The organism is Alteromonas gracilis (assembly GCF_002993325.1).
GTDB lineage: Bacteria > Pseudomonadota > Gammaproteobacteria > Enterobacterales > Alteromonadaceae > Alteromonas > Alteromonas gracilis.
Genome location: NZ_PVNO01000027.1, coordinates 350,598 through 376,819, shown reverse-complemented (window position 1 = coordinate 376,819; position 26,222 = coordinate 350,598). Strand labels below are relative to the sequence as shown.

General features: G+C 44.4%; 24 protein-coding genes and 2 tRNA genes. 15 read left to right on the top strand and 11 right to left on the bottom strand.

Annotated features, from left to right (window positions below):
• Positions 1 to 96: 96 nt before the first annotated feature.
• From C6Y39_RS14995 to C6Y39_RS14985, 3 genes are all read left to right on the top strand, one after another.
• Positions 97 to 181: transfer RNA gene (locus tag C6Y39_RS14995), tRNA-Leu, on the top strand.
• A 3-nt stretch (positions 182 to 184) separates the two neighbouring features.
• A tRNA-Gln gene (locus tag C6Y39_RS14990) sits at positions 185 to 260 on the top strand.
• Positions 261 to 602: 342 nt separating this feature from the next.
• The gene (locus C6Y39_RS14985; protein WP_105932032.1) at positions 603 to 2,009 is read left to right on the top strand and encodes an alanine/glycine:cation symporter family protein; all 1,407 of its coding nucleotides are present in this window, start codon (positions 603 to 605) and stop codon (positions 2,007 to 2,009) included.
• Positions 2,010 to 2,154: 145 nt separating this feature from the next.
• On the opposite strand, the gene C6Y39_RS14980 is transcribed toward C6Y39_RS14985, so the two are convergent.
• Together C6Y39_RS14980 and C6Y39_RS14975 are read right to left on the bottom strand one after the other, a co-directional pair.
• A complete protein-coding gene (locus C6Y39_RS14980; protein WP_105932031.1) occupies positions 2,155 to 2,811 on the bottom strand; it encodes a cupin domain-containing protein in 657 nt (218 codons plus the stop codon).
• A 50-nt stretch (positions 2,812 to 2,861) separates the two neighbouring features.
• A complete protein-coding gene (locus C6Y39_RS14975) occupies positions 2,862 to 3,482 on the bottom strand; it encodes a flavin reductase family protein (protein WP_105932060.1) in 621 nt (206 codons plus the stop codon).
• Positions 3,483 to 3,574: 92 nt separating this feature from the next.
• Here C6Y39_RS14975 and C6Y39_RS14970 point away from each other — a divergent pair, with 92 nt between their 5' ends.
• A complete protein-coding gene (locus C6Y39_RS14970; RefSeq protein WP_105932030.1) occupies positions 3,575 to 4,168 on the top strand; it encodes an acyl-CoA thioesterase in 594 nt (197 codons plus the stop codon).
• A 115-nt stretch (positions 4,169 to 4,283) separates the two neighbouring features.
• On the opposite strand, the gene C6Y39_RS14965 is transcribed toward C6Y39_RS14970, so the two are convergent.
• On the bottom strand, positions 4,284 to 4,766 hold the full coding sequence (locus tag C6Y39_RS14965) for an Lrp/AsnC family transcriptional regulator (RefSeq protein WP_268891183.1): 483 nt from the start codon (positions 4,764 to 4,766) through the stop codon (positions 4,284 to 4,286).
• 152 nt (positions 4,767 to 4,918) lie between these two features.
• Here C6Y39_RS14965 and C6Y39_RS14960 point away from each other — a divergent pair, with 152 nt between their 5' ends.
• The 3 genes from C6Y39_RS14960 to C6Y39_RS14950 all read left to right on the top strand — a co-directional run bounded on the left by C6Y39_RS14960 (position 4,919) and on the right by C6Y39_RS14950 (position 9,024).
• Positions 4,919 to 6,262, top strand: coding sequence for a purine-cytosine permease family protein (locus C6Y39_RS14960; protein ID WP_105932028.1), 1,344 nt, complete (start codon positions 4,919 to 4,921; stop codon positions 6,260 to 6,262).
• 73 nt (positions 6,263 to 6,335) lie between these two features.
• Complete coding sequence (locus tag C6Y39_RS14955) at positions 6,336 to 7,919, top strand: hydantoinase/oxoprolinase family protein (RefSeq protein ID WP_105932027.1); 1,584 nt, start codon at positions 6,336 to 6,338, stop codon at positions 7,917 to 7,919.
• Position 7,920: 1 nt separating this feature from the next.
• Positions 7,921 to 9,024 carry a DUF917 domain-containing protein gene (locus C6Y39_RS14950; RefSeq protein WP_105932026.1) on the top strand — a complete coding sequence of 368 codons (1,104 nt, stop codon included), beginning with the start codon at positions 7,921 to 7,923 and terminating at the stop codon, positions 9,022 to 9,024.
• Between the two features lie 100 nt (positions 9,025 to 9,124).
• Here C6Y39_RS14950 and C6Y39_RS14945 read toward each other — a convergent pair whose 3' ends face one another.
• Positions 9,125 to 11,686, bottom strand: a complete 2,562-nt coding sequence (locus C6Y39_RS14945) for a TonB-dependent receptor plug domain-containing protein (RefSeq protein WP_105932025.1) — start codon at positions 11,684 to 11,686, stop codon at positions 9,125 to 9,127.
• A 495-nt stretch (positions 11,687 to 12,181) separates the two neighbouring features.
• Positions 12,182 to 12,352, bottom strand: coding sequence for a hypothetical protein (locus C6Y39_RS18800; protein ID WP_167390667.1), 171 nt, complete (start codon positions 12,350 to 12,352; stop codon positions 12,182 to 12,184).
• A 184-nt stretch (positions 12,353 to 12,536) separates the two neighbouring features.
• Here C6Y39_RS18800 and C6Y39_RS14940 point away from each other — a divergent pair, with 184 nt between their 5' ends.
• Both C6Y39_RS14940 and C6Y39_RS14935 read left to right on the top strand, forming a co-directional pair.
• A complete protein-coding gene (locus C6Y39_RS14940) occupies positions 12,537 to 12,719 on the top strand; it encodes a hypothetical protein (RefSeq protein WP_105932024.1) in 183 nt (60 codons plus the stop codon).
• A 14-nt stretch (positions 12,720 to 12,733) separates the two neighbouring features.
• Positions 12,734 to 13,162 (top strand): hypothetical protein, encoded by a 429-nt coding sequence (locus tag C6Y39_RS14935; protein ID WP_105932023.1) that lies wholly within the window; start codon positions 12,734 to 12,736, stop codon positions 13,160 to 13,162.
• Between the two features lie 157 nt (positions 13,163 to 13,319).
• Here C6Y39_RS14935 and C6Y39_RS14930 read toward each other — a convergent pair whose 3' ends face one another.
• Entirely contained in the window at positions 13,320 to 13,871 is a 552-nt protein-coding gene (locus C6Y39_RS14930; protein ID WP_105932022.1) for a carboxymuconolactone decarboxylase family protein, read from the bottom strand.
• Positions 13,872 to 14,023: 152 nt separating this feature from the next.
• Between C6Y39_RS14930 and C6Y39_RS14925 the strand changes: the two genes are divergently transcribed.
• The gene (locus C6Y39_RS14925) at positions 14,024 to 14,614 is read left to right on the top strand and encodes a TetR/AcrR family transcriptional regulator (protein WP_105932021.1); all 591 of its coding nucleotides are present in this window, start codon (positions 14,024 to 14,026) and stop codon (positions 14,612 to 14,614) included.
• 81 nt (positions 14,615 to 14,695) lie between these two features.
• Here C6Y39_RS14925 and C6Y39_RS14920 read toward each other — a convergent pair whose 3' ends face one another.
• From C6Y39_RS14920 to C6Y39_RS14915, 3 genes are all read right to left on the bottom strand, one after another.
• Complete coding sequence (locus C6Y39_RS14920; protein WP_105932020.1) at positions 14,696 to 15,169, bottom strand: hypothetical protein; 474 nt, start codon at positions 15,167 to 15,169, stop codon at positions 14,696 to 14,698.
• An 84-nt stretch (positions 15,170 to 15,253) separates the two neighbouring features.
• The gene (locus C6Y39_RS18795) at positions 15,254 to 15,430 is read right to left on the bottom strand and encodes a hypothetical protein (RefSeq protein WP_167390666.1); all 177 of its coding nucleotides are present in this window, start codon (positions 15,428 to 15,430) and stop codon (positions 15,254 to 15,256) included.
• Positions 15,430 to 16,629 carry an FAD-dependent monooxygenase gene (locus C6Y39_RS14915; RefSeq protein ID WP_105932019.1) on the bottom strand — a complete coding sequence of 400 codons (1,200 nt, stop codon included), beginning with the start codon at positions 16,627 to 16,629 and terminating at the stop codon, positions 15,430 to 15,432. The genes C6Y39_RS18795 and C6Y39_RS14915 overlap by 1 nt, the downstream gene beginning before the upstream one ends.
• Positions 16,630 to 16,936: 307 nt before the next feature.
• Here C6Y39_RS14915 and miaB point away from each other — a divergent pair, with 307 nt between their 5' ends.
• The 5 genes from miaB to lnt all read left to right on the top strand — a co-directional run bounded on the left by miaB (position 16,937) and on the right by lnt (position 22,628).
• Positions 16,937 to 18,370, top strand: a complete 1,434-nt coding sequence (gene miaB, locus C6Y39_RS14910; protein ID WP_105932018.1) for a tRNA (N6-isopentenyl adenosine(37)-C2)-methylthiotransferase MiaB — start codon at positions 16,937 to 16,939, stop codon at positions 18,368 to 18,370.
• A gap of 29 nt (positions 18,371 to 18,399) precedes the next feature.
• Complete coding sequence (locus tag C6Y39_RS14905) at positions 18,400 to 19,563, top strand: PhoH family protein (RefSeq protein WP_105932017.1); 1,164 nt, start codon at positions 18,400 to 18,402, stop codon at positions 19,561 to 19,563.
• Positions 19,560 to 20,036 (top strand): rRNA maturation RNase YbeY, encoded by a 477-nt coding sequence (ybeY, locus tag C6Y39_RS14900; RefSeq protein ID WP_105932016.1) that lies wholly within the window; start codon positions 19,560 to 19,562, stop codon positions 20,034 to 20,036. Before C6Y39_RS14905 ends, ybeY begins: the two co-directional genes overlap by 4 nt.
• A gap of 115 nt (positions 20,037 to 20,151) precedes the next feature.
• The gene (gene corC / locus C6Y39_RS14895; RefSeq protein ID WP_105932015.1) at positions 20,152 to 21,009 is read left to right on the top strand and encodes a CNNM family magnesium/cobalt transport protein CorC; all 858 of its coding nucleotides are present in this window, start codon (positions 20,152 to 20,154) and stop codon (positions 21,007 to 21,009) included.
• 104 nt (positions 21,010 to 21,113) lie between these two features.
• Positions 21,114 to 22,628: an apolipoprotein N-acyltransferase gene (gene lnt / locus C6Y39_RS14890; RefSeq protein WP_105932059.1), complete on the top strand. Its 1,515-nt coding sequence runs from the start codon at positions 21,114 to 21,116 to the stop codon at positions 22,626 to 22,628.
• Positions 22,629 to 22,705: 77 nt separating this feature from the next.
• Here lnt and pta read toward each other — a convergent pair whose 3' ends face one another.
• Both pta and C6Y39_RS14880 read right to left on the bottom strand, forming a co-directional pair.
• Positions 22,706 to 24,847 (bottom strand): phosphate acetyltransferase, encoded by a 2,142-nt coding sequence (gene pta / locus C6Y39_RS14885; protein WP_105932014.1) that lies wholly within the window; start codon positions 24,845 to 24,847, stop codon positions 22,706 to 22,708.
• Positions 24,848 to 24,891: 44 nt separating this feature from the next.
• Positions 24,892 to 26,073: an acetate kinase gene (locus C6Y39_RS14880; RefSeq protein ID WP_105932013.1), complete on the bottom strand. Its 1,182-nt coding sequence runs from the start codon at positions 26,071 to 26,073 to the stop codon at positions 24,892 to 24,894.
• Positions 26,074 to 26,222: the final 149 nt, after the last annotated feature.

Here is a 26,222-nt window from a genome sequence, read left to right as displayed (position 1 = left end):
TTGGTTAGAGCACATCACTCATAATGATGGGGTCGCAAGTTCGAATCTCGCCGTAGCCACCAACTTTTACTTATTCCTTAATTGGAAGTCTACATTGCGGAAGTGGTGGAATTGGTAGACACGCTGGATTTAGGTTCCAGTGCTTCACGGCGTGAGAGTTCAAGTCTCTCCTTCCGCACCAAATTGGGGTATAGCCAAGTTGGTAAGGCAGCGGGTTTTGATCCCGCCATTCATAGGTTCGAGTCCTGTTACCCCAGCCATATTCTTGAAAAAGCCGCTCTATTGAGCGGTTTTTTTGTTTATGATTCCCGTTTTTAAACAGTGACGATAGATTTAAGATTTAAATCTCAACGCCCTTCCCTCCTAAATGAATAAATTTGCTATAAGTGAGCATAAAACGTCATAGTTTCAGGTCGTTTTCATTGTCCAATCATTTAATTGTCGTGCTAGTATTGTTGCTTTATCGATATAGCTCGGCATACTCAACGTTTTAGCAAACCCCGTTTTGCATAAACCTTACGTTCGTTCTGACAACACACCTGTCATGTTCAGTTCATTTTTGCACGTCGAGCCACCATTAAAACAATAACGAAGGAAAGTGCGTGATAAACGAATTCGTTTCATTAGTTAACAATATTCTATGGGGTGACGGCCAGGTACTGATTATCATGCTGCTGGCATGTGGTATTTGGTTTACTGTAAAACTCGGTGGCGTTCAGCTGCGACACTTCGGCCATATGTTTAGCTTGCTAAAAGGCAGCACAACAGCGAGTAAAGATGGCATCAGTTCTTTTCAGGCCTTGTGTACCAGCTTATCTGCTCGGGTAGGCACAGGAAACTTAGCAGGTGTTGCAGTAGCTATATCGTTAGGTGGCTCTGGTGCTATCTTTTGGATGTGGATGATTGCCCTTTTGGGTATGGCTACGGGCTTTGCAGAAAGCGTATTGGGTCAGCTTTATAAAGTACGCGACGAAAACGGCGAGTTTCGTGGTGGTCCGGCCTACTATATCAAACAAGGTTTGAACAAAACTTGGCTAGCCGTCGCGTTCTCACTGTGTTTGTTTTTTGGTTACGGATTTGTCTTTAGTGCCGTTCAAGCCAACACTATTACCGATGCATTAAACAATGCTTACTCTTTTCCAAGTGAGTATGTAGGTTTAGCCATTATTGCACTGGCAGCCTTAATTGTGGTGGGCGGCCTTAAGAGCATTGCACGCTTTGCCGAGTTTGTGGTGCCATTTATGGGAATAGGCTATGTGCTTGTGGCATTGGCCATTACCTTTATCAATATTTCAGAACTGCCTGCTATGCTGCTTGATATTGTGAAGTCGGCATTCGGTTTACAGGAAGCTGGCGCTGGCGCGCTAGGTGCGGCTATTAAAAACGGTATTCAACGTGGGCTTTACTCAAACGAAGCGGGCAGCGGTTCAGTACCTCACGCAGCGGCCAGTGCGGTACCAAATCCAAACCACCCCGTATCGCAAGGTTATATTCAAATGCTGGGGGTTTTCTTAGACACTCTAATATTGTGTACGTCTACAGCCTTTATCATTCTGCTTGCTGGCGGTTCAAATTCTGACCAAATGGAAGGCATCCGTTTAACGCAAGATGCTATGAGCAGTCACTTAGGTGAAGGCGGTACCGATTTCGTAGCAGCCGCTATCAGTTTGTTTGCGTTTACGTCTGTTGTAGCAAACTATGCCTATGGCGAGAGTAACCTGCACATGTTTAAGCTAGATAACAAAATAGGCCGTGCGGCTTATACCATAGGTTATCTAGGCATGATTTATTGGGGCGCTCAGGCAGCACTACCTCAAGTATGGGCAATGGCTGATATGGCGTTAGGTTTAATGACCGTTATTAACATCATCGCTATTGTATGGATGACGCCAACTATTGTGTCTATCAGCAAAGACTACTTTAAGAAAAAAGACAGTGGCCAAACAGTAGAGTACAAGGTTGGTGACTGTGAGATACAAGGGAAGTCTGAAGATGGTGTGTGGGATTAACCTTACGCCTTCATTTGGTTAATTAGTACAAGAAAGGCTAACCCTCGCGTTAGCCTTTTCGCTTCTAGTAATTCATTACACGCCATTTTTTAGCCATACCCTCTCAAAAAAGAACGCTTAATTTTATAAATGAAGCTATCAAAACCTACAACGCCACTGGCAAATGCCCTGTCTTTACCCAAATCACCGTTTCTTCATCAACAAACGGATGATGCTGGCTCATATGCGGGCTTCTAATCCAGGTACCTTTTGGGTATTCACCGTGCTCGTCTTTAAATGTACCCGACAGCACGAAAATTTCTTCACCGCCAAAGTGCCTGTGAGGTTTAAAAACTTCTCCAACTGGCCATTTCACTAGGGCTACGTGTTCGTGTTCAAAGTTATGTAACGGCATCACTTTTAAACCACCCTGCCCTTGTAGCCATTCTGCTGTATTTGTATTTACCCTCACCTCAGCCAAATCGCGCTTATCAAACTGATTCAGTTTGACCAGGATCACACAACCTTCTTTACTGAACGGGCTGTGTTTACTGTCTGGAGGATTACGCAGGTATGTCCCTGCCGGATAGTCTCCGTGCTCGTCGGAAAAAACGCCCTCTAACACAAAGATTTCTTCACCGTAAGGGTGGCCGTGCTCTTTAAAGCTGGCGCCCGGCTCGTACCTCACAACGCTAGTCGTGTGTCCCGACTCCTTTGCTTCTCGTTCCAATGGCTTGCGCCAAACCGTAGCGGACGGCGACGGCTGCCATTCTTGTTTTTGTGTATTAATGGCTAAGCGTTCATCGAAGTTCATATTTAACATTCTGGTCACCGATTGATATTCGAGCTTTATCGCTATTTTGCAATAGACCGTTACTCAGGTCTTAGCATTTCAAAGAAGTTTTGCTGAGAGATGGTGTAGTAATCGCCTCTCCCGCCCCCACGACTTACAGGTGCGCTTTTTAGCGTACTGTAAACGCCATTTTCAATTAGCGATTTATCGATGTGCACACCTACCACTTCGCCCATGATAAACCAGCTATTCACCTCATCGCCTGAGGCTGATTTTAGCTGCACTACGTCGGTAAGCTTACACTCCATGCTCACCTTACTCGCTTTTACACGGGGAACCCGAACTATCTCACTGTCTACGGTCTGCAGACCAGCATGGTCGAACTCGCTTTCCTCTGGTGCTAGAGGCTTACTTGTTGAATTCATTGCGTCAACCAAATCTTCCGATACCAGATTCCAGCAAAACTCTCCGGTTTCCTGCACGTTTACCAAAGAATCTTTTTTACTGCCCACTACAGAAAAGCCAATAATAGGCGGTGTATAGTTCAAAGCGTTAAAGAAGCTGTAAGGAGCAAGATTTAACACGCCCGCTTTCGACTGAGTAGATATCCATCCAATTGGTCGAGGCGCAATAATGGCGTTAAACGGGTCGTGAGCCAGACCATGACCTTCTTTTGGTTGATAAAAATGCGTTTGTGACAAAACCATTCCTTATTTTTTATGGTAGGGTGAAACTAATACTGATATGAACGCTTAAATGGCTCTTTTCAAGTGCTAAAAATTAAAGGTTGTTTATGACTGCACGTAGTGTTGCGTTTTCAAGAACAAGACTCACTGAGTTAATGGTGCCTTCTTTCGCTAACTTTGGCGGCAAAGTGCATGGTGGTGTTATTTTATCCCTAATGGATAAAGTTGCGTACGCGTGTGCAAGTAAGCACGCTGGCGCTTATTGCGTGACCGTCACGGTTGATGGGGTTGAGTTCTTACAGCCTGTTGAGGTTGGCGATTTACTTCATCTAGATGCAACGGTTCATTACGTGGGAAATACATCGTTGGTTGTGGGAATAAAAGTCACAACGGAAAACATTAAAACGAATGAAGTTAAGCACACCAACAATAGCTTTTTTACCATGGTCGCCAAAGATGACAGCGGCACGCCGGTTACTGTGCCTGAACTGGAGCTCACGAACCACCACGAAATGCGAAACTTTGTGACCGCTATTCGCCGAAGTAAAATTCGAAAAGAAGCACAGGTCAAGCTTCAACGTGATTACGACGCTTTCATTCCCAAAGAGGATTTTGCGCTTATCGATGCCCACCGATGTACAATTAGTTTTGAAAGAGATAGCGCTTTTGATAAAACTAATTCTCAATGTGATGGAAAGTAGAGAGATAACTTGGGCGCCCGTTTATGTCAGTTACATAGCCGTTAAACGGCATATGAGAACACGGGCGAGTTACTACTTAGGCATTAATAGCGTTATATCTTGCGGACGGAAATCGTTAGTCAATCCATTTCAGTTTTTCCAGAGGGTACCCTAAGTACCACTTAGTACGCTCTAGCACTGGACGGATAACAATTCGGTTTATCCCCAAATTTGGATCGTCAGATAAACTGTCGCACATTTGCTTAAGTGCGTTGTAGTTAGGGAAACAGGTGAATGAAATATAATCAACATCACCGCTCATTCTTAAGCAGTCCATAAATTCAGGAATGCCTTGCAATGCGTTTTCAAACTGTCGCCGCTGCTGCGCTGTATTGCTTTTAAGATAAAACTCTACGTATGCCAACACATGCTCACAGATACGATCTAAATCCATCTCAGTATGAAAATTAAAAAAGTACCCTGCTTCCTGCAGTGCTTTCTTTCGTTGAAAGCATGCGCTTGCCGACAAGCCAACACGATCTGCTAATTCTTGATTAGAAATATCTGCGTATTTATGAATGGTAGCTAGGATTTTTTTATTGTACTCATCTAGCTTAATGGTCTTTTTGGCGATGCGATGTCTCCTACCAAATTTATCTTTTGTTTTGCGACTGTACTTAAAAAGAAAGTTTTTGAAAAGCGCTAAACATCCGTCAGAAATTCACCGTTAACTCACTTACACTAGGTTTTCTTTTCATCAGAGCAGAAGATATGGAACCACCATACGATACATCACAACAAGACATTGAAGGCGACGCATTAGTTTCATGGCCAAGAGTTGCTGCCGTGTCAGCTATGGTGTCATTTTCAATACCGACATTTATGACTGGCATAGAGCTATTCGCATTACTCTCTTGGCAACAAACTGTAATAACACTGCTTATAGGAGGTATGCTGCTCACCCTCGTTGGCGGGTTAATGGGTTCTATCGGGGCTATAACGCGTAAAAACTCTTACATGCTCGTTCGGGTAGCCTTTGGTAGTTTGGGGGCTCAAATCCTCAATTTACTTTTTGCCGTTTCACTGGTGGGCTGGTTTGGCTTAAATTTAGACTTATTTTCATCGTCTGTTGCCGCCATTTTAAATCACGACACTTCAGAGCTCCCCCTTACCATAGGCATAGAAGCTATTGTGGGCATACTGATGATACTTACCACTATGTATGGATTTAACGTCATCAACCGTTTGTCGGTAGTTCTGGTGCCTATCATGATGGCCGTAAGTGCCGTTCTTTTGTATCAGTCTCTTGCAATCACCTCGTTTGAACACTTTACCAATGACATGAGCCAAGCCCAAAGCTCTATTAGTCAAGGGGTCAGCCTTATTGTCGGAGTGATTATTATTGGTGCCATTATATTGCCTGATATTACTCGCTTTAGTCGTCAGCGTAGAGGCGGTGTATATACCGCATTTTGGTCATATTTAATTGCTCAAAGCGCCGTAATTGTTATTGCCGGCTTCGCCGCTTATGCGCTTGAAGCGAACAATATACTTGATGTATTGCTGGCTCTGGGAATAGGCAGCTGGTCACTGCTTATCATTGTCGCAGGCAGCTGGATTTTAAATGCGCTGAACCTTTACAGCGCGGAGCTTGCGGTCAATGCAAGCTTGCCCCGCTTAAAACAAAATCTTGTGGCTATTGGTTTAGGTGTGGTGGGCATGTTCGCCGCTTTTGCTAATATTCTCGAAATATTCGTGTTGTTCTTATCCGTTCTAACAGCCGTGTTTATTCCTGTGGCCGGTATAATCGCCGTAGACTTTTTTGTGCTAAATAAAAGCGCGTATTTTGTGAAACTAAATTCTGAGTCACACCATGCTAACTCTCTTTCTTCTGAACAAATGTCATCCGATGCGCAAAACCTTGACCATTCCGGCCACAAAAGCGCGTTAATAGCTTGGGCAGTAGGCGCGGGAATTGCCGGCTATGACTTGTTCGAGCCGATCTCCCTTGTAACAGGGATTGCCGCGTTAGACGCAATTTTAGTCAGTGCGATATTACACTTTGTCGTTTATTCAGGCTTACGCTTGCTTGTAGTTAGACGAGTTTCACTATGAATTTAGATGACATAACACAACCTGTAATTATCTGCTTTCTTACTACTTCATCTTACCATTTTGAGGCACACTTATGCGTATAGGCATTGATGTTGGCGGTACACATACTGATGCTGTACTACTCGACAATGAGACGATTATAGCCACTAACAAGTCATTAACGACTGCAGACGTGGCAAGCGGAATTATAGATAGCCTTAACGCCCTCCTTAACAAGGCATCGGTATCTGCAAACAGTATTAATGCGGTAATGATTGGTACAACGCAATTTACTAACGCTATCGTAGAACGTCGCCAGTTATCTAACATTGCTGTTATTCGCTTAGCTCTTCCTAGCGGAAAAGGCTGCCCTCCTATGATTGAGTGGCCTGAAGATTTGGTCAACGCCATAAACCCCAGTATTTACGAATGTCATGGTGGCTACTTGTACGACGGCAACCCTGTTGCGGATATCGATATTCAAGAAATAGAAGCCGTCATTGCTGATATCAAACAAAAAGAGATAAAGTCGGTTGCAATTGCGTCAGCATTTTCAACCATGAATGCTGAGCCGGAATTGCTGGTAGCTAACCTTATACGCACGGAAATTCCCGACTGTGAAATCACGTTGTCTCACCAAATTGGTAGCATTGGCCTGCTTGAGCGAGAAAATGCCGCCATCTTAAATGCGACGTTACGCCCATTTGCTCAATCTGTGGTTAATGCATTTGAAAACGCGTTGACGAAGCATGCCTTTAACTGCCCATTTTTTATTAGCCAGAACGACGGAACACTCATGAATGCCGACTTCGTGCGAGCGTATCCGGCTCTTACTTTTGCATCTGGGCCCACAAACTCACTCAGAGGCGCCTACAAACTTACCGGCAAAGAAAACGCAATCGTCGTAGATATTGGCGGCACCACATCAGATATTGGTGTTCTACAAAACGGGTTCCCGAGGGAGTCAAACCGAATTATAAAAGTAGGCGGGGTGCGAACGAATTTTCGCATGCCTGATATTAATGCTGTTGGACTTGGTGGTGGGAGTATTGTACGTGATGAAGGCAAGCGCATTGGGCCAGATTCCTGTGGGCACAAGTTGGTAGACGAGGCATTGATATTTAACGGCAACACCTTAACTACCACAGACATTATTGTTGCCAGTGGCCATGCAGACATTGGTGATAGTGAGAAAGTGAAGCATGTATCCAGTGACGTCATCCAAAGCGCCATAACAACCATGCGTGAAACCCTGAATTATCACATTGAAATGATGAAACCCGACGACAAACCAGTACCGGTAATTTTAGTGGGTGGAGGAGCCGTGTTGATACAAGGCGACTTACCTGCTGCCAGCGAAGTTATTCGGCCCGTAAACGCTGGTGTAGCTAATGCCATCGGCGCTGCTATTGCGCAAATTGGCGGGGAAGCTGAGAGCATGTTGTCGTACCGAGCGATGTCACGCGACGACGCAATAAAAGGTGTAACCCAGCTTGCCATAGACAAAGCCGTTACCGCTGGTGCCGACAAAACCACAGTACGTACTATCGATATAGAAGAAATAGAGGTGCCTTACATGGAAGGTGATATGCGACGTGTAAGAGTGAAAGTCGTGGGTGACATCGCCACTGACGACGCTAGTGTCAAAACCGCTGAACACCACACAGGAGCCTACTAACATGCAGCGTAATTCATACGTAACGATAGACGATTTAGACGCGCTAAGTATGGGCTCAGTTTTTCTGGCAACGGGTGGCGGTGGTGACCCCTACTTGCCCATGCTCTTAGCTAAGCAAGCTTTGTTAGAATACGGCCCGGTGTCCCTTATCGCGCCTGATGAGTTAAACAGCGAAGACTACGTGGTAGCACTTGGCGCCGTTGGTGCGCCCACGGTCAGTCTAGAACTGCTGCCCTCTATTGATGAGGCTGGAGACACACTTCGGGCATTTGAAAAGCATACCAGCAAAAAAGTAAATGCCATTGCATCGTTTGAAATCGGTGGAGGAAACTCACTATTACCGCTTGTGGCCGCTGCCGGTGCTGGCATTCCCATGATAGATGGTGATGGTATGGGCCGCGCTTTACCCGAAGCGCAAATGATGACCTATGCTATTGCTGGCGCAAAGCCGACCCCTGCGGTAGCACGAGATTACGCAGGAAACACAGCTGCGTTTTCGACATCAGATACAACAACTTATGAGCGCCATATTAGAAGCTTTTCTATGGCGGCTGGCGGCATGATAACCGCGGCAGAGCACCCTATGTCAGGCGCGTTTGTTAAAACAGCGATTATTCCTCACACAGTTTCGTTCGCCATAAATTTGGGCAAGGTGCTGATAAAGCATCGAGGTCACGTTCAACAAATGATGCCACATTTGAAAGCGTGCTTTGAGAAATCAGTTTACGGGCAGTGCAAACTGCTATTTGAAGGTAAGATCACCGATAAAAGTGTAGCTATTGTTGGAGGGTACGACGTTGGTGAGCTTACTGTAGCGGGCTTTAATGGCCAACCTCCCGTGACCGTAAACATCAAAAATGAATATCTGATTGCAAAACAAAGCGACAAGGTGTTAGCAAGTGTTCCCGACTTGATCGTACTTGTAGATATTGAAACTAGCGAACCTATTAATGCTGAACGCATAAAATACGGACAACGGGTAGCAATTATTGCCGTGGAATGCCCAGCGTTTTACAAATCGAAACGAGCCCTTGCTGCGGTTTCGCCCAGAGCCTTCGGTTTTGATTTTGACTATGTTGCGCTGTCTGAAAAACAAACGTTTTAAGTATTAATACAAAAAGCCCCTGATAGATGATGTATTCTCCTATCAGGGGCTTTTTCATTGCAGTTTACCTCTTTTTTCAAACCGTATTGCTACGCCTTAATTAAAAGCTGTAAGACACTTTTCCGTAAACGAAACGGCCAGTAAAACCGTAAGGCGAGAAACCAGAATATGAGAATAAGCGAGAGAATGTAGTTACATCATCTACCAAATCTCGGGTTGGTTCTGGGTATACATCAAAGATATTGTTAGCACCTACAGAAACAGTAAGCCCTTCTGTTAGCGCAATGCGAACGTCAAGATCTGTGATCCATTCTGAAGGAATAATTTCGTTGCGCGCTTCAATGGACGACGGGTCTTCCACTTCACCGTAACGCGTGGTACGTAATGTTGTTGTGTAACGATCGTAATTCCACGTAACACCTAAGTTCAGTTTGCTGTCAGGTGAAGCTGTTTCAAAACGACGAAGCTCCACATCGCTGAACAGGTTGTCTTGATCGAACCCAGCGTTTTGCAGCACATCAGGAGCATCAATGATATTCGTTACTTCGTTATCATTAAAGTTAGCGCCAGCATTAAAGTTAAACGCACCGTAATCTGCAGTATTTAGCGTATAGGTAGAAACAATATCCACACCCTGTGTGCGTGAATCTATCGCATTTAAGAAGAAACGTGCTTGATTTGCGCCGGTCCCCTCTAGCAAGGTTTCAATCGCGTCACCAGATAGGTTATTCGACAAAACAATACGATCGTCGATGTCAATACGGTAGAAATCTACGGTCAAGTTGAAGTCAGCATTTGGTGAGTAGGTGAAACCTGCGCTGTAGTTATTAGACTCTTCCGCATCTAGCCCTGGGCTACCTAATGCTTGCGCTACATCGCTTGATGGTGCGAATGTACCGGTTTCTGTCGGTTCTCCATCAACAAAAACAGTAGCAATAGACGTAAAGAACTGTTGCTGCAATGACGGCGCTCTAAAGCCTGTTGATACCGACGCACGAAGTGCAAACGCATCACTTAGCGTTACACGGTGCGACATTTTCCAGTTAAACGTGCTGCCAAAGTCAGAATAATCCTCAAAGCGCCCAGCAACAGCCACGTTCCAGTTCTCAACCACATCAGCTTCTAAATCAACATAAAAGCTGTAGTTGTGACGACTATTGTTACCTGCAGATTCTGGTGTAAAACCTGGGAACACTTGCGAGCCAGCGGCACCAAACGGGCCGTTGACCGGATCAGTTACCACACCACCTGGGCCAAAGGTACCTTGGATATAAGAATTCTCTTCACCCGCAGTAATTTCATATCCCTCGTGGCGATATTCTGCGCCCATTGCAAAGTTCATTTCGCTGTAAAACAACCCTGTATCCACAAGACGAGACGCGTCTGCGTTGATTATAGTCGTATCGTATTCAAGGGTACCCGCGTCGAATTCGGTCTGGCTTGTTGGGCCAAGTGACGTATTTAGTGTGTTTACTACGCCGTATTCTAATTCGTTACCACCGTGAGTTAACGATAGGTCGTAATTCCAGACATCGCCGTAGCCTTTGATTCCGGCTATAAGCGACATATCTGTTATATCGGTTTGAATGGCAGGTAAGAAACCATCTGGGTATATTTCGACAATGTTGCGCGAGTCTTGTGCACGGCGATAGAAGCCACTACCAAGAGAGTCTCGCGTGCTATAGCCTGCTGTAGTGTAAAACTCTACGCTATCGGAAAGCGCTTTACCTGCATTTATAAATAATGCGTAGTCTTCTACTTCACCGTTGCCGTAAACGTGGTTGTAACGGTTAACGGTAAGTTCACGAGGATCTAAGTTACCGTCGGCGTCCCGTGCATAGTTTTCACGCTGGTCGTAGTCTGCACGATTTGCTTGACCGCGGTCGCGATATTCACCAGAAACATTGATAAAACCATCGTTGCCCCATTCAAAACCCACGTTGCCTCGAAGGGTAAGAGTTTGACCATCGGTTAACTCTCTGTCACTGCCCTCTTCAAATGCTAAATTACCATCGGTACCAATGCCTACGCTCTCAAGATTTGGTACACCGTCCATGGTAGTAACGTTAGCACCGTACGTTGCCGATACTTCACCGCCTTCTGCCGCGTCTTTAAGAACAATGTTAATCACACCGGCAATAGCGTCTGAACCGTATTGCGCTGCAGCACCGTCACGCAATACTTCAATTCTTTTTATAGCGTTTGCTGGAATTGCATTTAAATCTACTGCAGAAGAACCGCGCCCCACTGAACCGTTAAGGTTAAGTAGCGCCGAAGTATGACGACGCTTTCCGTTTACCAGCACCAGCGTGTGATCTGGCGCTAAACCGCGAAGTTGGGCCGGACGAACGTGGTCTGTACCGTCAGTAATCGATGGCTGCGGGAAGTTAAAGCTAGGCAGTAACTGATTTAAAATCATGTTGGTTTCAGTAAGACCCGTCGCTTCAATAGAAGAAGCGTCGATGATATCGATAGGTACTGGAGAATCATTGATAGTGCGGCCTACACGGCGAGAACCTACAATTTGAATTTGTTCAACATCCTGCTCATCAACTGCAGTTTGTTCTTGTGCAAGCGTTGAAGTAGAAAATTGCATGCCTGCTATTGCAGAAGCAATTAAGGAAAGCTTAAAAACAGAAGCGTTAAATTTTGCCTGTTGCATTGTGATGTTCCTGAATTTTATGTGTTTAATGCATTGAAAACTGTGCTTCTTACTCTATCGAGTAGAAAAAAGACCTACAGATACATTTTCTTTTTCTGTTGTTGGGGTACTGCTAAACGCCGAATTGTCTGACTAGACTTATAATTATTAGAAGTGGTAAGCAAATATGCTATGAGGTGAGTAAATCACAAAAATATTCCACCGCACAATACTAAAGTTGTAATAATTTAGAAATATCGATGACAGGTGGGATTTAAGGGACAAAATATTGAACAAGGTTTTTCTAGTTTTGCAATGAAAAAAGGTGGCCGTAGCCACCTTCACAAGCATTACATAGCGTTATGCTTTTTTTAGCTTTTTCTTAAGCTTTTTTAGTTTGCTTTCTTGCTTAGCGATTTTTGCTTTAGCTACTTTCATCTCTTTTTTGATTTCTTTTTTCTTAGCCATTTTTTATATCCTTAATATTTTCTGTAGTGTATTGCTGTCTGCCAGCATCTATTTTCCATTGTGTTCTTCAATGAATTCACGAATAAAGCGCCTTACTTCACGAGCCGCAGACGTATCCAAAGAATCGCAAAGCGCAATAAACTGCGCTCTTTCTTCGTCATTAATTCGAATAATCATCTGACTATTCTTTTTCTTCTTTTTGTTGTTATTTTCAGACATCTCGACTGCTTTAAAAGGTAAGAAACACCAATCCGAACAATGAACGTATATCCAATGTATATACATTTCAAGGGCGATAGTGAACTTTTATTGATTTTTTTCATAAAAAAGTCACATAAACGTCACACGAGTGACTTGAGTATTCGACAAAGTTTCACTGTCAACGTAACACAATGAGAAGTATATGACACAAGCACAATCAACAACTCACCTTTCTTGTTTCATTGAAGCAATCGCCCTTGCTAAACACACCAAATGTGCATCACGCGATGATTTACAAGCCCTGCTTCAACAAAAAGGTTATGAAGAAATAGTTGCTCTTAATACTGCCGAAGAGTTAGAGCCACAGTTGCCAATCGCTTCATAAATCAACTGGTTAAAATGACCCGTTTTATACCCCATGGTGAAGTGCGTGTTCACCGAGAAGGTCGCATACTCATACTGGAAGGACATGGCCCTTGGAATGTTGAGGCACTTCAACATTCAACTGACAAGGCACAACCTATACTACAAGAACTTAGCGGCGCTCCTTGGGGAGTGATGGCGAGCATTTATGGTGAACCCATTCATGTGCCCGATGCAGAGGCACATCTGATTCAGCTTGTAAAAAAAGATATAGAAAACGGTAGAGTCGGCACGGCGCTCATTGTCGAAAAGTCCAACTCGCCCAGTTTCGCTACGCAACATTTCAGCAGTATTTATCACCGAGCTGGAGATAACGTTGAAGTGTTTAACGACATAAACGCAGCAAAACGTTGGCTAATGGAAACCATTCAGCTAGCGCAGTCAAACTTGGAAAAAATGCAGTAGAGGAAAAAACGATGCTGTCTGCAATTCTAATTTATGTATTTTTTAGTGCAGGGTTACTCGCTGCCTTACAATGCCTGTACTTATATAAAAAGTAGTGTTCATACACGCACAAAAAGAAACAAGAGGCGTACTCTTGTTTCTTTATCATTAATTCTTTTTATTTAGGTGACCACTCATATTTTTTGAAAGGCTCATCCACCGGTGTATCAGCGAGATGGTTGGTGTAATTACTCATCACCTTTTGCGCCAGAATTAGTATGATCTCCAAAAGTTGCTGATGCTTATATCCAGCTTCGTAGAAAGCATCTAGCTGAACTTGTTCAATATTGCCTCGACCACGGGTAATCGCTAGTACTGTTTCTTTTAGCGTATTTAATTTACTGTCAGACAATGTTTCATCATTGCGCAATTCTTCAATCAAATCATCACGCACCTTCATACTTTTCGCTATACCGGTGTGGGCTGGAACACAATAGTGGCAGGCGTGTTCGACGTTCACCGCTTGCCAGACCACCGTTAACTCTTCCGCATTGAACGAGGTTTCTTGCGCCAGCTTGTGCAGTACTTGATAGCCGTCAAGTAACGTTGGCGCTTCTGCCATTACCGCGTGTAGGTTAGGAATCATGCCAAACGCTGCTTGTGAATTGTCAAGCAAAGGCTTTGCGGCTTCTGGTGCTGTGTCTTTTGTATGTAATTTGAAATCGCTCATATCACTCTCCTGTTGATGTGACTAGAAATTCAAGTAACCCCTTTGATTACCCTTATCTCTGTAGTGTGTGAACAATAATAGGTTTACTTGAACGATCGTTCAAGTGATAATTGAACGCGTGTTCAAAACATTCACGTATAAGGTATGCTGCGATGAAATATGACCATGATGACATTATTGAAAAAGCCACTACACTTTTTTGGCAACGAGGCTTTCATGCAGCGGGTATGCGCGATATCCAACAAGCATTAGATATGCGCCCAGGCAGTATCTATGCTCGCTTTCAAAGTAAAGAAGGGCTATTTAAACTTGTTGTAGAACACTATGCACAAAACAGTGCAGAACGCTTAAAGCAGGTGGCAGAAGCAGCATCGCCTCTAGACGCGCTTTATCGCTTTTTTGAAACGGCATTAACTGGCCCGGATGAGCAGCGCTACATGCGTCAGTGCTTACTGGTAAAGTCTATTGCTGAATTAGAACTTATTGGTGATATTGCCAGAAAAGCAGTAATCGAAAGTATGCAAACTCTCAAGGCTGGTTTTAAAGACATTATAGAAGCCTGTATCGAGAAAGGTGAGCTGCCCGAACATACACCAACGAAACTGGCCGCAGAGTGGCTTCAAAATCAGTTCGTGGGTTTACGAGCGTTCGCCCTTATGCAAGATGAAAACACAGCAACCATTCAAATGATCGACAAGGTAATACTCGATTTAAAAGGGCAATGGCCTCAAAAAACGCATTAATGTGAATGCGGCTCAAAGAGGCTGAAACAGTATATTTTCACAATGAGTGCTTTTGAAACATTTGGATAAAATAAGGTTTAATCAAACAAACCACCTGAAATTCTTTAACCAAGCAAAAAGGTTATTTTTGCTAGTTTTCGAACTAACATAAGTTCGCTTTATTTCAACCCACTGTTCTCGGTCATCAATCACTTTGCCATGAGCAAAGGGAACATATAACTGTTCACCTTCAAAGTGAGTTCTAAACTCTAAATAAAAGTCGCCGTGTAACTCCTCAAGAAAGGCATCGGACTCTCCCAAACCGTCGGGCAGAAAATAGTAAAACTTAGTAAGAATAAGCCTTCCTTCAGCACTTAGCTGGTATTGGCCTGCGTAGCCATCCCAACAAGCAGACATTACCTGAACCTTTTCGGGGTTAGGTCTATTCTTCAACTGATAAAAGTGTTTCTCGCCTTTGTCTAGTGGGTGTCCTTGCCAAATATAGTAAAGGCTATAACCTTTTAGATTAATCCGTGGACATTGATTGGAGAACCCTTGTGAGAATTGTACGGTCATTCCTTTGAACCTTTATAGTTATGAATTGGGTTTGCTCAAGCAAGTGATAAAGCTTTACGGCTTTTCAAACTTAATCGAAAGCTTTTAAGAAAAGACCAAACGCAGTAATTGCGCAACAAGTAAAATCCCCATTAACGGCCAAATCCACTTGGCCCATTTGGCCGCATCTTCATTACTTATACGCATTTTAGAGCGCTCGATTAGCGGCACTATCAGTGCCAATGCACCGAACAACACCGCAAGCAAAATTAACACTTCCATTATCGTATCCCTATCGCATATTTAAGTACTTCTTGTTTGGCAGGCTCTATGCGCTGCGCCACAGAAAGTAGCTGATTTCTTATCCATTTTATGGGGGTAACGTCATTGCTAAACAAGGTATAAAACCCGTCCATGGCCGTCATCATCACCAAATTGTCTCGCTTTCGCGGCTTTTCATAGCTGCTGATAAGCTTTTGCGAAAATACTTTATCGGTTATCGACAATGGGCTGTCGTTACCACTAGGCTTGAATGCTGCACTTACAGAAAGAAATGTTTCTACGTCTTTAAAACCCAAGTTAACGCCCTGCCCGGCAAGCGGGTTTATAGTGTGTGCGGCATCACCAATTAGCGCGCAACAGCCTTTTACATAATGGTTAGCATGAGAACGCGTGAGTGGGAAAATTGCTTTATCAATAACCGAAAAGCTATTGTCATTTTTAGTCAGTTCATCTGGGAACGTTTTAAGGATGTCACTTTCAAGTTGGCTCGCTTTTAAACTTTTCAGACGTCTAAGTTCGTCAGGCGAGTCGTACCACACGAGCGACGCGTAGTTATCGAACATGGGCAGAAACGCTTTAGGGCCGCTTGAGGTAAACTGCTGCCAAGTTACAGGATCGACGGGCTCGTCCATTTTAATGGTGATACCCATTGCCTGTTGCGCATATTGCCAACCTATAGTGCCAATACCAATAGCGTTTCTTACCTGAGAGTTCGCACCGTCTGCGCCAATAAGCCACTTTGCCTTTATTGCTCTGCCATTCGATAGTGTAACCGTAGCAGTAGTATCCAGATTGATGTCCTGCACCGTTAGACCACTGATAAGCTCAACATTGTCAAACTGCTTTAATGCCTGATGACATCCCAGCTGTAGTAGCCGATTTTCCACAAAAAAACCCAGTTGCGGCATACTGATGCTTTGTGCAGTAAAGTCTGTTCTATGAGCGGGGTCGTCCCAAACGCTAAGCCCGCTATAAGGTTTAACGCGCATAGCAGCAATGTATTCCCACGCGCCAAGTGCTTTCAAGAGAGTAACTGAAGCATCGCTAATTGCGGAAACCCTTAAATCCGGACCGTCTGTCTGGCTAAAAGGTTTTGGCAAATGCGGCTCTACAACTACTACTTTGTATTGCTGCTGTGCTAGCCCTAATGCCAGCGCAGCCCCCACCATTCCGCCACCGTTTATACAAAAATCAATCATTTACTTTCCTTAAAACACGCATTTGCATTATGTCGCAAAATGCGAAGTCTTGTGAAGTGAAACGTACAAATACATAGAGCTAGATCAAATATAAATGAATCGTCGTATTACACTGGGAATATGGTTGTATAACAGGTAAAATATGCGGCTATTTTGAACATCTTCTTGTAACAGACATTTCCCGTGTTTCTACATGTGGGCGGTTTAAACGCAGCATGTAAATTCACTTTACGGTAGACACCTTAATTACACCGAGGTGAGTCTACTTTCACTTACAGGAACACTAACAGGTTATCGAATAGTTGTTATGACTAAAAAGCTGTATATCAAAACCTGGGGCTGCCAAATGAACGAGTATGACTCGGAGAAAATGGCAGACTTACTAGACTCAACGCATGGCTACAGTGCTGCGGAAAGCGCTGAAGAAGCCGATATTATTTTGCTTAACACGTGCTCTATTCGCGAAAAAGCACAAGAAAAAGTTTTCCACCAGCTTGGTCGGTGGAAAAACCTTAAGCAAGATAAACCTGAACTTATTATTGGCGTTGGAGGCTGTGTGGCCTCTCAAGAAGGCGATACTATTCGTCAGCGCGCGCCATTTGTTGACTTGGTTTTCGGCCCGCAAACACTGCATCGTTTGCCTGAAATGATTAATCAACTTCAAGGCGGTGCAAAGTCAGTGATTGACGTAAGCTTCCCTGAAATTGAAAAGTTTGATCGCTTGCCAGAGCCACGTGCGGAAGGTCCAACGGCGTTCGTTTCAATTATGGAAGGCTGTTCAAAATATTGTACGTTCTGCGTAGTACCTTACACCCGTGGTGAAGAAGTAAGCCGCCCTGTTGACGACGTGCTGCTTGAAATTGCGCAACTTGCAGGTCAAGGCGTACGAGAAGTAAACCTGCTCGGTCAGAACGTAAATGCATACCGCGGTGAAAATTACGACGGTACAGTATGTCGTTTTTCTGAATTGCTTGAACTCGTTGCAGCAATAGATGGTATCGACCGCATTCGCTATACTACATCACACCCAGTTGAATTCACTGACGACATCATAGATGCGTACGCATCTATCCCTGAGTTGGTAGACCACCTGCATTTACCTGTTCAAAGTGGCTCTGATCGTATCTTGAATCTAATGAAGCGTGGTCATACGGCGTTAGAGTACAAATCTAAAATGCGTAAGCTGAAAAAGATTCGCCCTAACATTAGTTTGTCTAGCGACTTTATCATTGGCTTTCCGGGTGAAACCGATGCTGACTTTGAAGCCACAATGGATTTGATTCAGGCCGTTGATTACGACTTAAGCTTCAGCTTTATTTATAGTGCCCGTCCGGGTACACCAGCCGCTGATGCGGTAGACGATGTAAGTGAAGAAACCAAAAAGCAACGTCTTCACCTACTTCAACAGCGTATTACGCAGCAAGCACTTCGTATTGCTCGCCACATGGTCGGTACAGAGCAACGAATTTTAGTTGAAGGCCCATCAAAGAAAAACCCAATGGAGCTTTCAGGGCGTACTGAAAATAACCGTGTTGTGAATTTTGAAGGTACACCAGACATGATTGGCGAGTTCGTTGATGTAAACATCACAGATGTGTTTACCAACTCACTTCGTGGTGAAGTTGTGCGCAGAGAAAGTGAAATGGGCTTGCGTGTTGCCGTTTCGCCCCAATCTATCATGGCAAAGCATCGGGCAGATCTGCCTGATGAACTTGGCGTGGGTCAATTTAACCCAGCCTAAATACATTTTAAAGCGAGGAAAAAAGTAGCTTGAGTACATTGGTTAGTAACGAATTTGATTTAGAACCGGCAGATAGCAAACGTTTGTCGAGTTTATGTGGCCCCTTTGATGACAACATAAAGCAAATTGAGCGTAGGCTGGGTGTAGAAATTACCTACCGAAATAATGCGTTCAAGGTCTTGGGTGAACCGCAGCAAATAAAAAGTGCTAGCGAACTACTTAAGCTTCTTTATATAGAAACTCAGCCAATTAAGGGCCGAGTTCCCGAGCTAGAAGCCGAACAGGTTCACCTTGCTATACAAGAAGCCCGCGTTATCGAAAAAGATGCGACGGGCGGTTATGGCGAAGAAGTGAATATTAAAACTAAACGCGGTGTAATTAAGCCGCGTAACCCTAACCAAGCGCAATATGTTGCTAATATCATCAACCATGATATTACGTTTGGTATAGGCCCTGCAGGCACAGGTAAAACCTACCTCGCTGTTGCTGCGGCTGTTGACGCACTTGAGCGTCAAGAAATACGCCGTATATTGCTTACTCGCCCTGCTGTAGAAGCAGGTGAAAAACTTGGCTTCTTGCCTGGCGACCTTTCACAAAAAGTCGACCCATATTTGCGCCCTCTTTACGACGCTCTTTTTGAAATGCTGGGCTTCGAAAAAGTTGAAAAACTAATGGAGCGCAACGTCATTGAAGTTGCGCCGCTTGCCTATATGCGCGGAAGAACGCTTAACGACGCGTTTATCATTTTGGACGAGAGCCAAAACACCACGGTAGAGCAAATGAAAATGTTCCTAACCCGTATTGGCTTTAATTCAAAGGCGGTAATTACCGGTGACATTACGCAGGTCGATTTGCCCCGTGGTGCAAAATCAGGTCTTCGCCACGCGATTGAAGTACTCAGTGAAGTAGATGATATTTCATTTAACTTCTTTCATGCAGAAGATGTTGTTCGACACCCAGTAGTGGCGCGCATTGTAAGAGCATACGAAATACACGACGCAGAACAAGAGCGTTTACGCAAAGCGCGTAAAGAAGAAGCATTGCAACTTCAGCGTGAACAAGCCGCTCAAGACAACAGCCCTGAGCGAGTAAACAACAGCACTGAGCGTTCAAACAGCCTTGAGCGAACAAGCAACCCTGAGCGAGCAAACATCGATAACGCCACGCAAACGAGAGACGACAACGCATCGTGACCGCCATAATTGACGTACAACAAGCATTTGAAGGTGACGAGACGATTTTATCAGCCATCCCCTCACCTTCAGAACTTGAGCTTTGGGCTAATGCAGTGCTCGCTTACGAAGGCTTAGATGAGCAGGAAGTGACTATTCGCTTTACTGACGAAGCAGAAAGCCAAAGCCTTAACCATGAGTACAGAGGAAAGGATAAGCCTACGAATGTGCTGTCTTTTCCTTTTGAAGCGCCTCCTGGTATAGAAATTAACTTATTAGGCGACTTGGTGATTTGTGCCCCTGTTATAAGCCGCGAGGCAGAGGAGCAGCAAAAAGCAGTGAGCGATCACTATGCGCATATGACGGTTCATGGGCTATTGCATTTAATGGGTTATGACCATATTGATGATACTGATGCCGAGGAAATGGAAGGCAAAGAGATAGATATTCTTGCGAGCCTTGGCATAGATAACCCCTACGAAATTAACAATTAATATTTAGCACAAGCGGTTGTTAAATAACAAATTTTACAGTTAACAATAATAAACCATTGACGACCAGCACGAACCATTTTAACGTTGGCGTTGAACTAACAATTAAACGGACATTATGAGCGACGATAATCCTCACTCTACCAACGGCTCATCAGGCAAGAGTTGGTTAGATAAACTAAAAAATTCAATTTCTGGCGAGCCGAGAAGTAAAGAAGAGTTAGTATCGGTTATTACTGATGCAGAACACAACGAAATCATAGACCCACAAACCCGTGAAATGATTGAAGGGGTAATTGGGGTAAATGAAATGCGAGTGAGGGATATTATGATCCCCCGCGCTCAAATGACCACCATAGATGTTGAGAAAAAGGTAGAAGAGTTTCTACCTCTTATGCTTGAATCTGCCCACTCCCGTTTTCCCGTAATAAGCGAAGATAAAGACCACATTGAAGGTATTTTACTTGCTAAAGACCTACTTGCCTTTGCCTTTAACGCAGAGAAAGAATTCAACTTAAAAGATATTTTACGCCCGGCAGTTATCGTGCCTGAAAGCAAACGTGTTGATGTTCTATTAAAAGAATTTCGTCAGCAGCGCTATCATATGGCCATTGTTGTAGACGAATACGGCGGTGTGTCTGGCTTAGTTACTATTGAAGACATTCTCGAAATTATCGTGGGTGAAATTGAAGATGAATACGATACCGAAGAAGACGGTACTGACGATATTCGCCCGTTAAATAAGTCGACCTACACAGTAAAAGCGCTAACTCCTGTAGATGACTTTAACGAATTTTTTGAAACAAAGTTTAGCGAAGAAGAAGCCGACACCATTGGTGGTATTGTGCTAAAAGCGTTTGGTCATATGCCTGAAACTAATGATGAGATCACCATTGGCGATATTCTGTTTAAGGTGACTAACTCTGATAAACGCCGTCTTATTCAACTAAAGGTTTCAGTACCTTCGCTGGAATAGTAAATCAGCGAGACCCATCTTGTTTCAGCACAAGGCTACGCAGCTTTGAACCCGTATTCTTGTGCTGAAGCTACTATCCCATTAACCACAATCAGATGACACCTATGCTGAAACGGTTTTTCCCCCACCTTATTCTTGTTTTAAGCGGTGCGAGCTTAACGCTGGCATTTGCTCCTTTTAACATGTGGCTTTTGACTATTCCTGCATTTGCACTTGCTATTCGCCAGGTCATAAAGCTTAAGCACCGCCCATTTCTTGCTGGTTGGCTATTTGGAGCGGGGTGGTTCGGCGCAGGCATAAGTTGGGTTCACGTAAGCATTGCTGATTTTGGTGGCTTACCACTTGTTGCTTCAATTGGTTTAATGGCGCTGCTTTGCGGTTATTTAGCCTTGTACCCTGCCCTTGCCACTAAACTCACCGCAAAATATTTTTCGCCCCGCTTATGGCCTATGGCACTGCCCTTTTTCTGGGTGGCCGCAGAGTGGCTTAGAAGCTGGATGTTAAGCGGGTTTCCATGGTTATCGCTGGGCTATAGCCAGCTAGAAAGCCCATTGTCTGGCTTTGCACCTATTATCGGGGAAACAGGAATAAGTGCGCTTATCGTTATTAGCGCCACCCTATTTGCATTAATAAACAATAAGCGAACCCTTGCTAACGCTACACTCGTTATACTTTGCCTGTTTATAAGTGGCTACATTTTAAAGCAGCACACCTGGGTTACGCCAGAAAAGACCTACTCGGTAGGCATGGCCCAGGGCAATATTGCGCAAAGCTTACGATGGGTACCTGAGCAAGATGGTCCTACCATGGATACATACTGGAAGCTAACCGAAAGCCTATGGGATAACGACCTTATAATTTGGCCCGAAGCTGCCGTACCGAAACTAGAACCATTAGCACAGCCTTATCTTGCTAAAGTTAACGAAAGAGCATTTCAGGAAAACACAGCGCTTATCAGCGGGATCGTAAATTATAATTGGGAAACCGATGAGGCTTGGAACAACCTAATTGTATTGGGCAAGCGAACACCCGATGCCGCCTACCCCGATTACCAGTATTTTCACAATAACCGCTTTTCAAAGCATCACCTCTTACCCGTAGGTGAGTTTGTACCTTTTGAAGACTGGCTGCGCCCCCTCGCCCCGCTGTTTGATTTACCTATGTCATCATTCTCTCGCGGTGATTATCAGCAAGCCAACCTGGAAGCTAACGGCATTCACTTAGCGCCCGCTATCTGTTTTGAAATTGCGTTTCCTCACCAAGTGATGGCAAATGTATATGAAGATACAGACATGATCATTACCGTAAGTAACGACGCGTGGTTTGGACATTCTCATGGCCCAGCTCAACATTTACAAATTGCGCAGATGCGTGCTCTTGAGCTGGGGCGGCCGGTTGTGAGAGCGACCAACAATGGTATTACTGCCTTTATCGACCATAAAGGTCAAATTACAGCGCAGTTGCCACAATTCATTACCGCAAACATTACGGCCCCCGTGGTCGCAACTCGCGGATTCACTCCTTATTACCACATTCAAGAATTTGGCGTTTGGTCTTTAGTAATTATACTTTTGCTCGGCGCAATGAAGCTTAAACGGCGTCAACCATTGCATCAGTAAAAATGTTTCAAGCAGACGATAAACAAAAAACGGCGCGTTAAGCGCCGTTTTAATTTATCTATGAACGTATTTTTACGTTAATGAGTACCCGCAGCCTGAATAGCAGTAAGTGCTATGGTAAATACAATATCATCCACCAAGGCACCGCGGCTTAAATCGTTTACCGGCTTTCTCATGCCTTGCAGCATTGGGCCAATACACACTAAGTCGAAGCTACGCTGTACCGCCTTATATGTGGTGTTACCCGTATTTAAATCAGGGAATACAAATACATTCGCTTTCCCTGCTACTGGGCTATTTGGCGCCTTGCTCTTACCTACGCTTTCAATGGCCGCCGCATCGTATTGAAGCGGACCATCAATCAGCAAATCCGGGCGTAGTTCTTGCGCGATTTTAGTTGCCTCACGCACTTTTTCCACGTCACTACCTGCACCTGACGAACCTGTACTGTAGCTGATCATAGCAACCCTTGGCTCTATGCCAAACATCTGCGCTGATTCAGCAGACTGTATAGCAATGTCTGCAAGTTGTTTTGCATCAGGATCTGGGTTAATCGCACAGTCACCGTAAACCAAAACTTGGTCAGGCAATAGCATGAAAAATACTGATGACACTAGTGATGCGTTTTCAGCAGTCTTAATTAGCTGAAGCGCCGGGCGAATCGTATTGGCCGTAGTATTAACCGCACCAGAAACCAAACCGTCTACATCGTCTTGCTGAAGCATCATCGTGCCTAAAGTCACGTTGTCTTCTAGAAGTTCTTGCGCAACCACCTCAGTCACCCCTTTGTGACCACGCAGCGCAACCAAACCATTCACATACTCGTTCTTAATGGCGCTAGGCGACAAAATTTCCACGCCATCGCTAAGTACAACACCTTGCTGTTCAGCTACGCGCCTTATCTCGGTTTCATCACCAAGTAAAACAGGTCTAGCCAACCCTCGCTTTGCGCAAATAGACGCTGCAACAACGGTTCTCGGTTCATTTCCTTCGGGCAGTACAATGCGCTTGTTAACTTGCCTTGCACGGTTAGTGAGATAAAAGCGAAACGCCGAGGGAGAAAGCTTCTTCTGACGAGATACTTTTTGGGTAAGCGAATTTACCCAACTAGCGTCCAGACTTTCCGCTGTGTGAACCATTACTTTTTCTATGCGTTGACTGTCATCAACTGGCACTTCTTGGTTAAAAGCGTGAAGCGCTTGCGCTGTTTGCCACGTATTAGAGTTTATAAGCATTACAGGCAGGCCCGTCTCCATGGCTTGGCTGCATAAGGCCATAATATTTTCATCTGGCTGGTAGCCGCCCGTAAGCAGTAATGCGCCTAACTTGGTGCCGTTTAGCGCCGCAAGACAACAGGATACAAATACGTCACCGCGATCACCCGACATCACCAATAACGCACCTGGTTTAAGGGTATGGGTCATGTTGTGAATTTCGCGCGCACAAAAGGTTACACTGCTTAAACGACGCTCAGAAAGCTCACCTTCATTAAGCAGTGTCGCTTTGAGGTGCTTAGCTACATCAGTCGCACGAGGAGATACTAAATCAGCGCTCCAATCGATGGTACCAAGTAAACTTAAGCCTTTTCTGAAGATGGGGAGTTCGCGAAGTGCTTGTGTACGCTCTTCGTCATGTTCGGGTGCTTCTATTGCGCCGATATCGGCACGAAGCCTTCCATGCTCATCAAACGGTGCATTGACTTTATTGAAGATACAACCCACTACCTTCTGCCCTTTATGACCGCCGTAAGTGTCGACCACGATTTCCAAACGATGATTGATATCAGTGATGGTATCGTTTCCAGGTACAGCGACAAACACAATGTCAGCATCAAGAGCACGGCTTATTTCTAGATTCAAACGCTCGGCGTAAGGATGGTGTCGTGTTGTCACTAAACCTTCAATGACGGTTACCGCCTCTTGCTCGCTATTTTCTTCGAAGCGTTCAATGATTTCTTCAAGTAATTCATCGGTACTGTCATTACTTATCATACGTTCAACGTAGTCAAGCTCAAATGGCGTAATAGGCGACACGCTAGCGTGATGAGCGATGATGGCGGTTGAACGTTCTTCACCGTTATCGCCTCTTCGTGGCTGAGCCACAGGTTTGAAGAAATTTAGCTTTATACCCTGCTCTTCAATTGCTCGAACAAGGCCCATGCTGACCGTTGTGAGGCCCACACTAGTGCCTACGGGGATCAACATAATTCTGCGAGACATAGTTACTCCTGGTTTTACTTATTCAATGCGCTAACGCATTTAATTTAGGCGAAGGTTGCAGCTTCTGCGGCGATAACCCACTCTTCGTTAGTAGGTACTACGTAAACGGCTGTAGATGCGTTTTCTGTTGATATTTTGCCGCCCTGACCAAATCGCGCATCGGTATTTTTTTGCTCATCTAAAGTAATGCCAAAGTGAGCAAAATATCCCATGGTCGTCTCTCTAATAAGCGAAGAGTTTTCGCCTATACCGCCTGTAAATACAATGGCATCTAATGTTGGTACTGCAACCATATAACCCGCAATATATTTTGCTAAACGATAACAAAAGATTTCTATTGCTAACTGTGCGCCCTCATGCCCTTCTAATGCTGCATCTTCTAGCGTTCTGCAATCATTACTTAGCTCTGAAATACCCAGCAATCCTGACTGTTTATTAAGAAGATCGCTGATTTCATCTGCCGTTTTACCTAACTTTTTCTGTAACGTGCCAGGTAAACTTGGATCGAGATCGCCACAGCGAGTCCCCATTACTAAACCTTCAAGTGGGATGAAGCCAAGACTTGTATCTACTGCTTGGCCTTTTTCAATAGCCGACACACTGCAACCATTACCTAAGTGCGCACTGATGATGCTGGTGTCTGACACAGGCTTATCAAGAATTTTCGCCATGCTATCGAGGATAAACTTATGACTCGTGCCGTGGAAGCCATAACGTCTGATGCCATGTTCGCGATAGAGCGACATAGGTAAGGCATAAATAAAGGCTTTCTTCGGCAAGGTTTGAAAGAAAGAAGTATCAAACACAACCACGTGAGGTAAATCTGGGTATGCCGCTTGTGCAGTGACGATACCTTTTAAATTCGCCATATTGTGAAGGGGCGCCATGCTCGCATAGTCTTCGATAGCCTCGAGGACGCTATCGTCAACCAGTGCTGCTTGCTTGAATTTTTCACCGCCATGTACCACCCTATGCCCAATGGCTATAGGCTGAACGCCTGTACTAGCGATAACCTTAGAAATTGCATCAAGCGCTTCGGTATGGCCGGCTTTTTCTGGCAACGCCTGCTTTTCTTTTTTACCGTTTAGCTTATAAGACAAACTTGCGTCGCTGTTGCCCAGTGCTTCGGCAATACCTGACAGTCCAGCTTCGCCAGTTTCAGCGTCTATAATCGCAAACTTAACGGATGAGCTTCCGCAATTTAAAACTATAACTTCTTTCTTCATGTTCAAATTTTACAAATGTAAGTGGTAAACTTTTATTAGCGCTAACTGTAGCATTTATAAACATTTTAGTTAGTTAAAGTAATGCTAAATGTTTTATAAAAACTTTCGAATATTTGTTTTACCTACGCGACTTTCCCTTGATTAAAGCG

Excerpts from the sequence above, each read along its gene's own strand:
- C6Y39_RS14915 (WP_105932019.1), bottom strand. The coding sequence starts at position 16,629 with ATGATTGATTTTTGTATAAACGGTGGCGGAATGGTGGGGGCTGCGCTG.
- C6Y39_RS14955 (WP_105932027.1), top strand. The coding sequence starts at position 6,336 with ATGCGTATAGGCATTGATGTTGGCGGTACACATACTGATGCTGTACTA.
- miaB (WP_105932018.1), top strand. The coding sequence starts at position 16,937 with ATGACTAAAAAGCTGTATATCAAAACCTGGGGCTGCCAAATGAACGAG.
- corC (WP_105932015.1), top strand. The coding sequence starts at position 20,152 with ATGAGCGACGATAATCCTCACTCTACCAACGGCTCATCAGGCAAGAGT.
- C6Y39_RS14880 (WP_105932013.1), bottom strand. The coding sequence starts at position 26,073 with ATGAAGAAAGAAGTTATAGTTTTAAATTGCGGAAGCTCATCCGTTAAG.
- C6Y39_RS14960 (WP_105932028.1), top strand. The coding sequence starts at position 4,919 with ATGGAACCACCATACGATACATCACAACAAGACATTGAAGGCGACGCA.
- C6Y39_RS14980 (WP_105932031.1), bottom strand. The coding sequence starts at position 2,811 with ATGTTAAATATGAACTTCGATGAACGCTTAGCCATTAATACACAAAAA.
- C6Y39_RS18795 (WP_167390666.1), bottom strand. The coding sequence starts at position 15,430 with ATGGAAGTGTTAATTTTGCTTGCGGTGTTGTTCGGTGCATTGGCACTG.
- C6Y39_RS14920 (WP_105932020.1), bottom strand. The coding sequence starts at position 15,169 with ATGACCGTACAATTCTCACAAGGGTTCTCCAATCAATGTCCACGGATT.
- C6Y39_RS14940 (WP_105932024.1), top strand. The coding sequence starts at position 12,537 with ATGACACAAGCACAATCAACAACTCACCTTTCTTGTTTCATTGAAGCA.
- C6Y39_RS14930 (WP_105932022.1), bottom strand. The coding sequence starts at position 13,871 with ATGAGCGATTTCAAATTACATACAAAAGACACAGCACCAGAAGCCGCA.
- C6Y39_RS14950 (WP_105932026.1), top strand. The coding sequence starts at position 7,921 with ATGCAGCGTAATTCATACGTAACGATAGACGATTTAGACGCGCTAAGT.
- pta (WP_105932014.1), bottom strand. The coding sequence starts at position 24,847 with ATGTCTCGCAGAATTATGTTGATCCCCGTAGGCACTAGTGTGGGCCTC.
- C6Y39_RS18800 (WP_167390667.1), bottom strand. The coding sequence starts at position 12,352 with ATGTCTGAAAATAACAACAAAAAGAAGAAAAAGAATAGTCAGATGATT.
- C6Y39_RS14970 (WP_105932030.1), top strand. The coding sequence starts at position 3,575 with ATGACTGCACGTAGTGTTGCGTTTTCAAGAACAAGACTCACTGAGTTA.
- C6Y39_RS14935 (WP_105932023.1), top strand. The coding sequence starts at position 12,734 with ATGACCCGTTTTATACCCCATGGTGAAGTGCGTGTTCACCGAGAAGGT.
- C6Y39_RS14945 (WP_105932025.1), bottom strand. The coding sequence starts at position 11,686 with ATGCAACAGGCAAAATTTAACGCTTCTGTTTTTAAGCTTTCCTTAATT.
- lnt (WP_105932059.1), top strand. The coding sequence starts at position 21,114 with ATGCTGAAACGGTTTTTCCCCCACCTTATTCTTGTTTTAAGCGGTGCG.
- C6Y39_RS14925 (WP_105932021.1), top strand. The coding sequence starts at position 14,024 with ATGAAATATGACCATGATGACATTATTGAAAAAGCCACTACACTTTTT.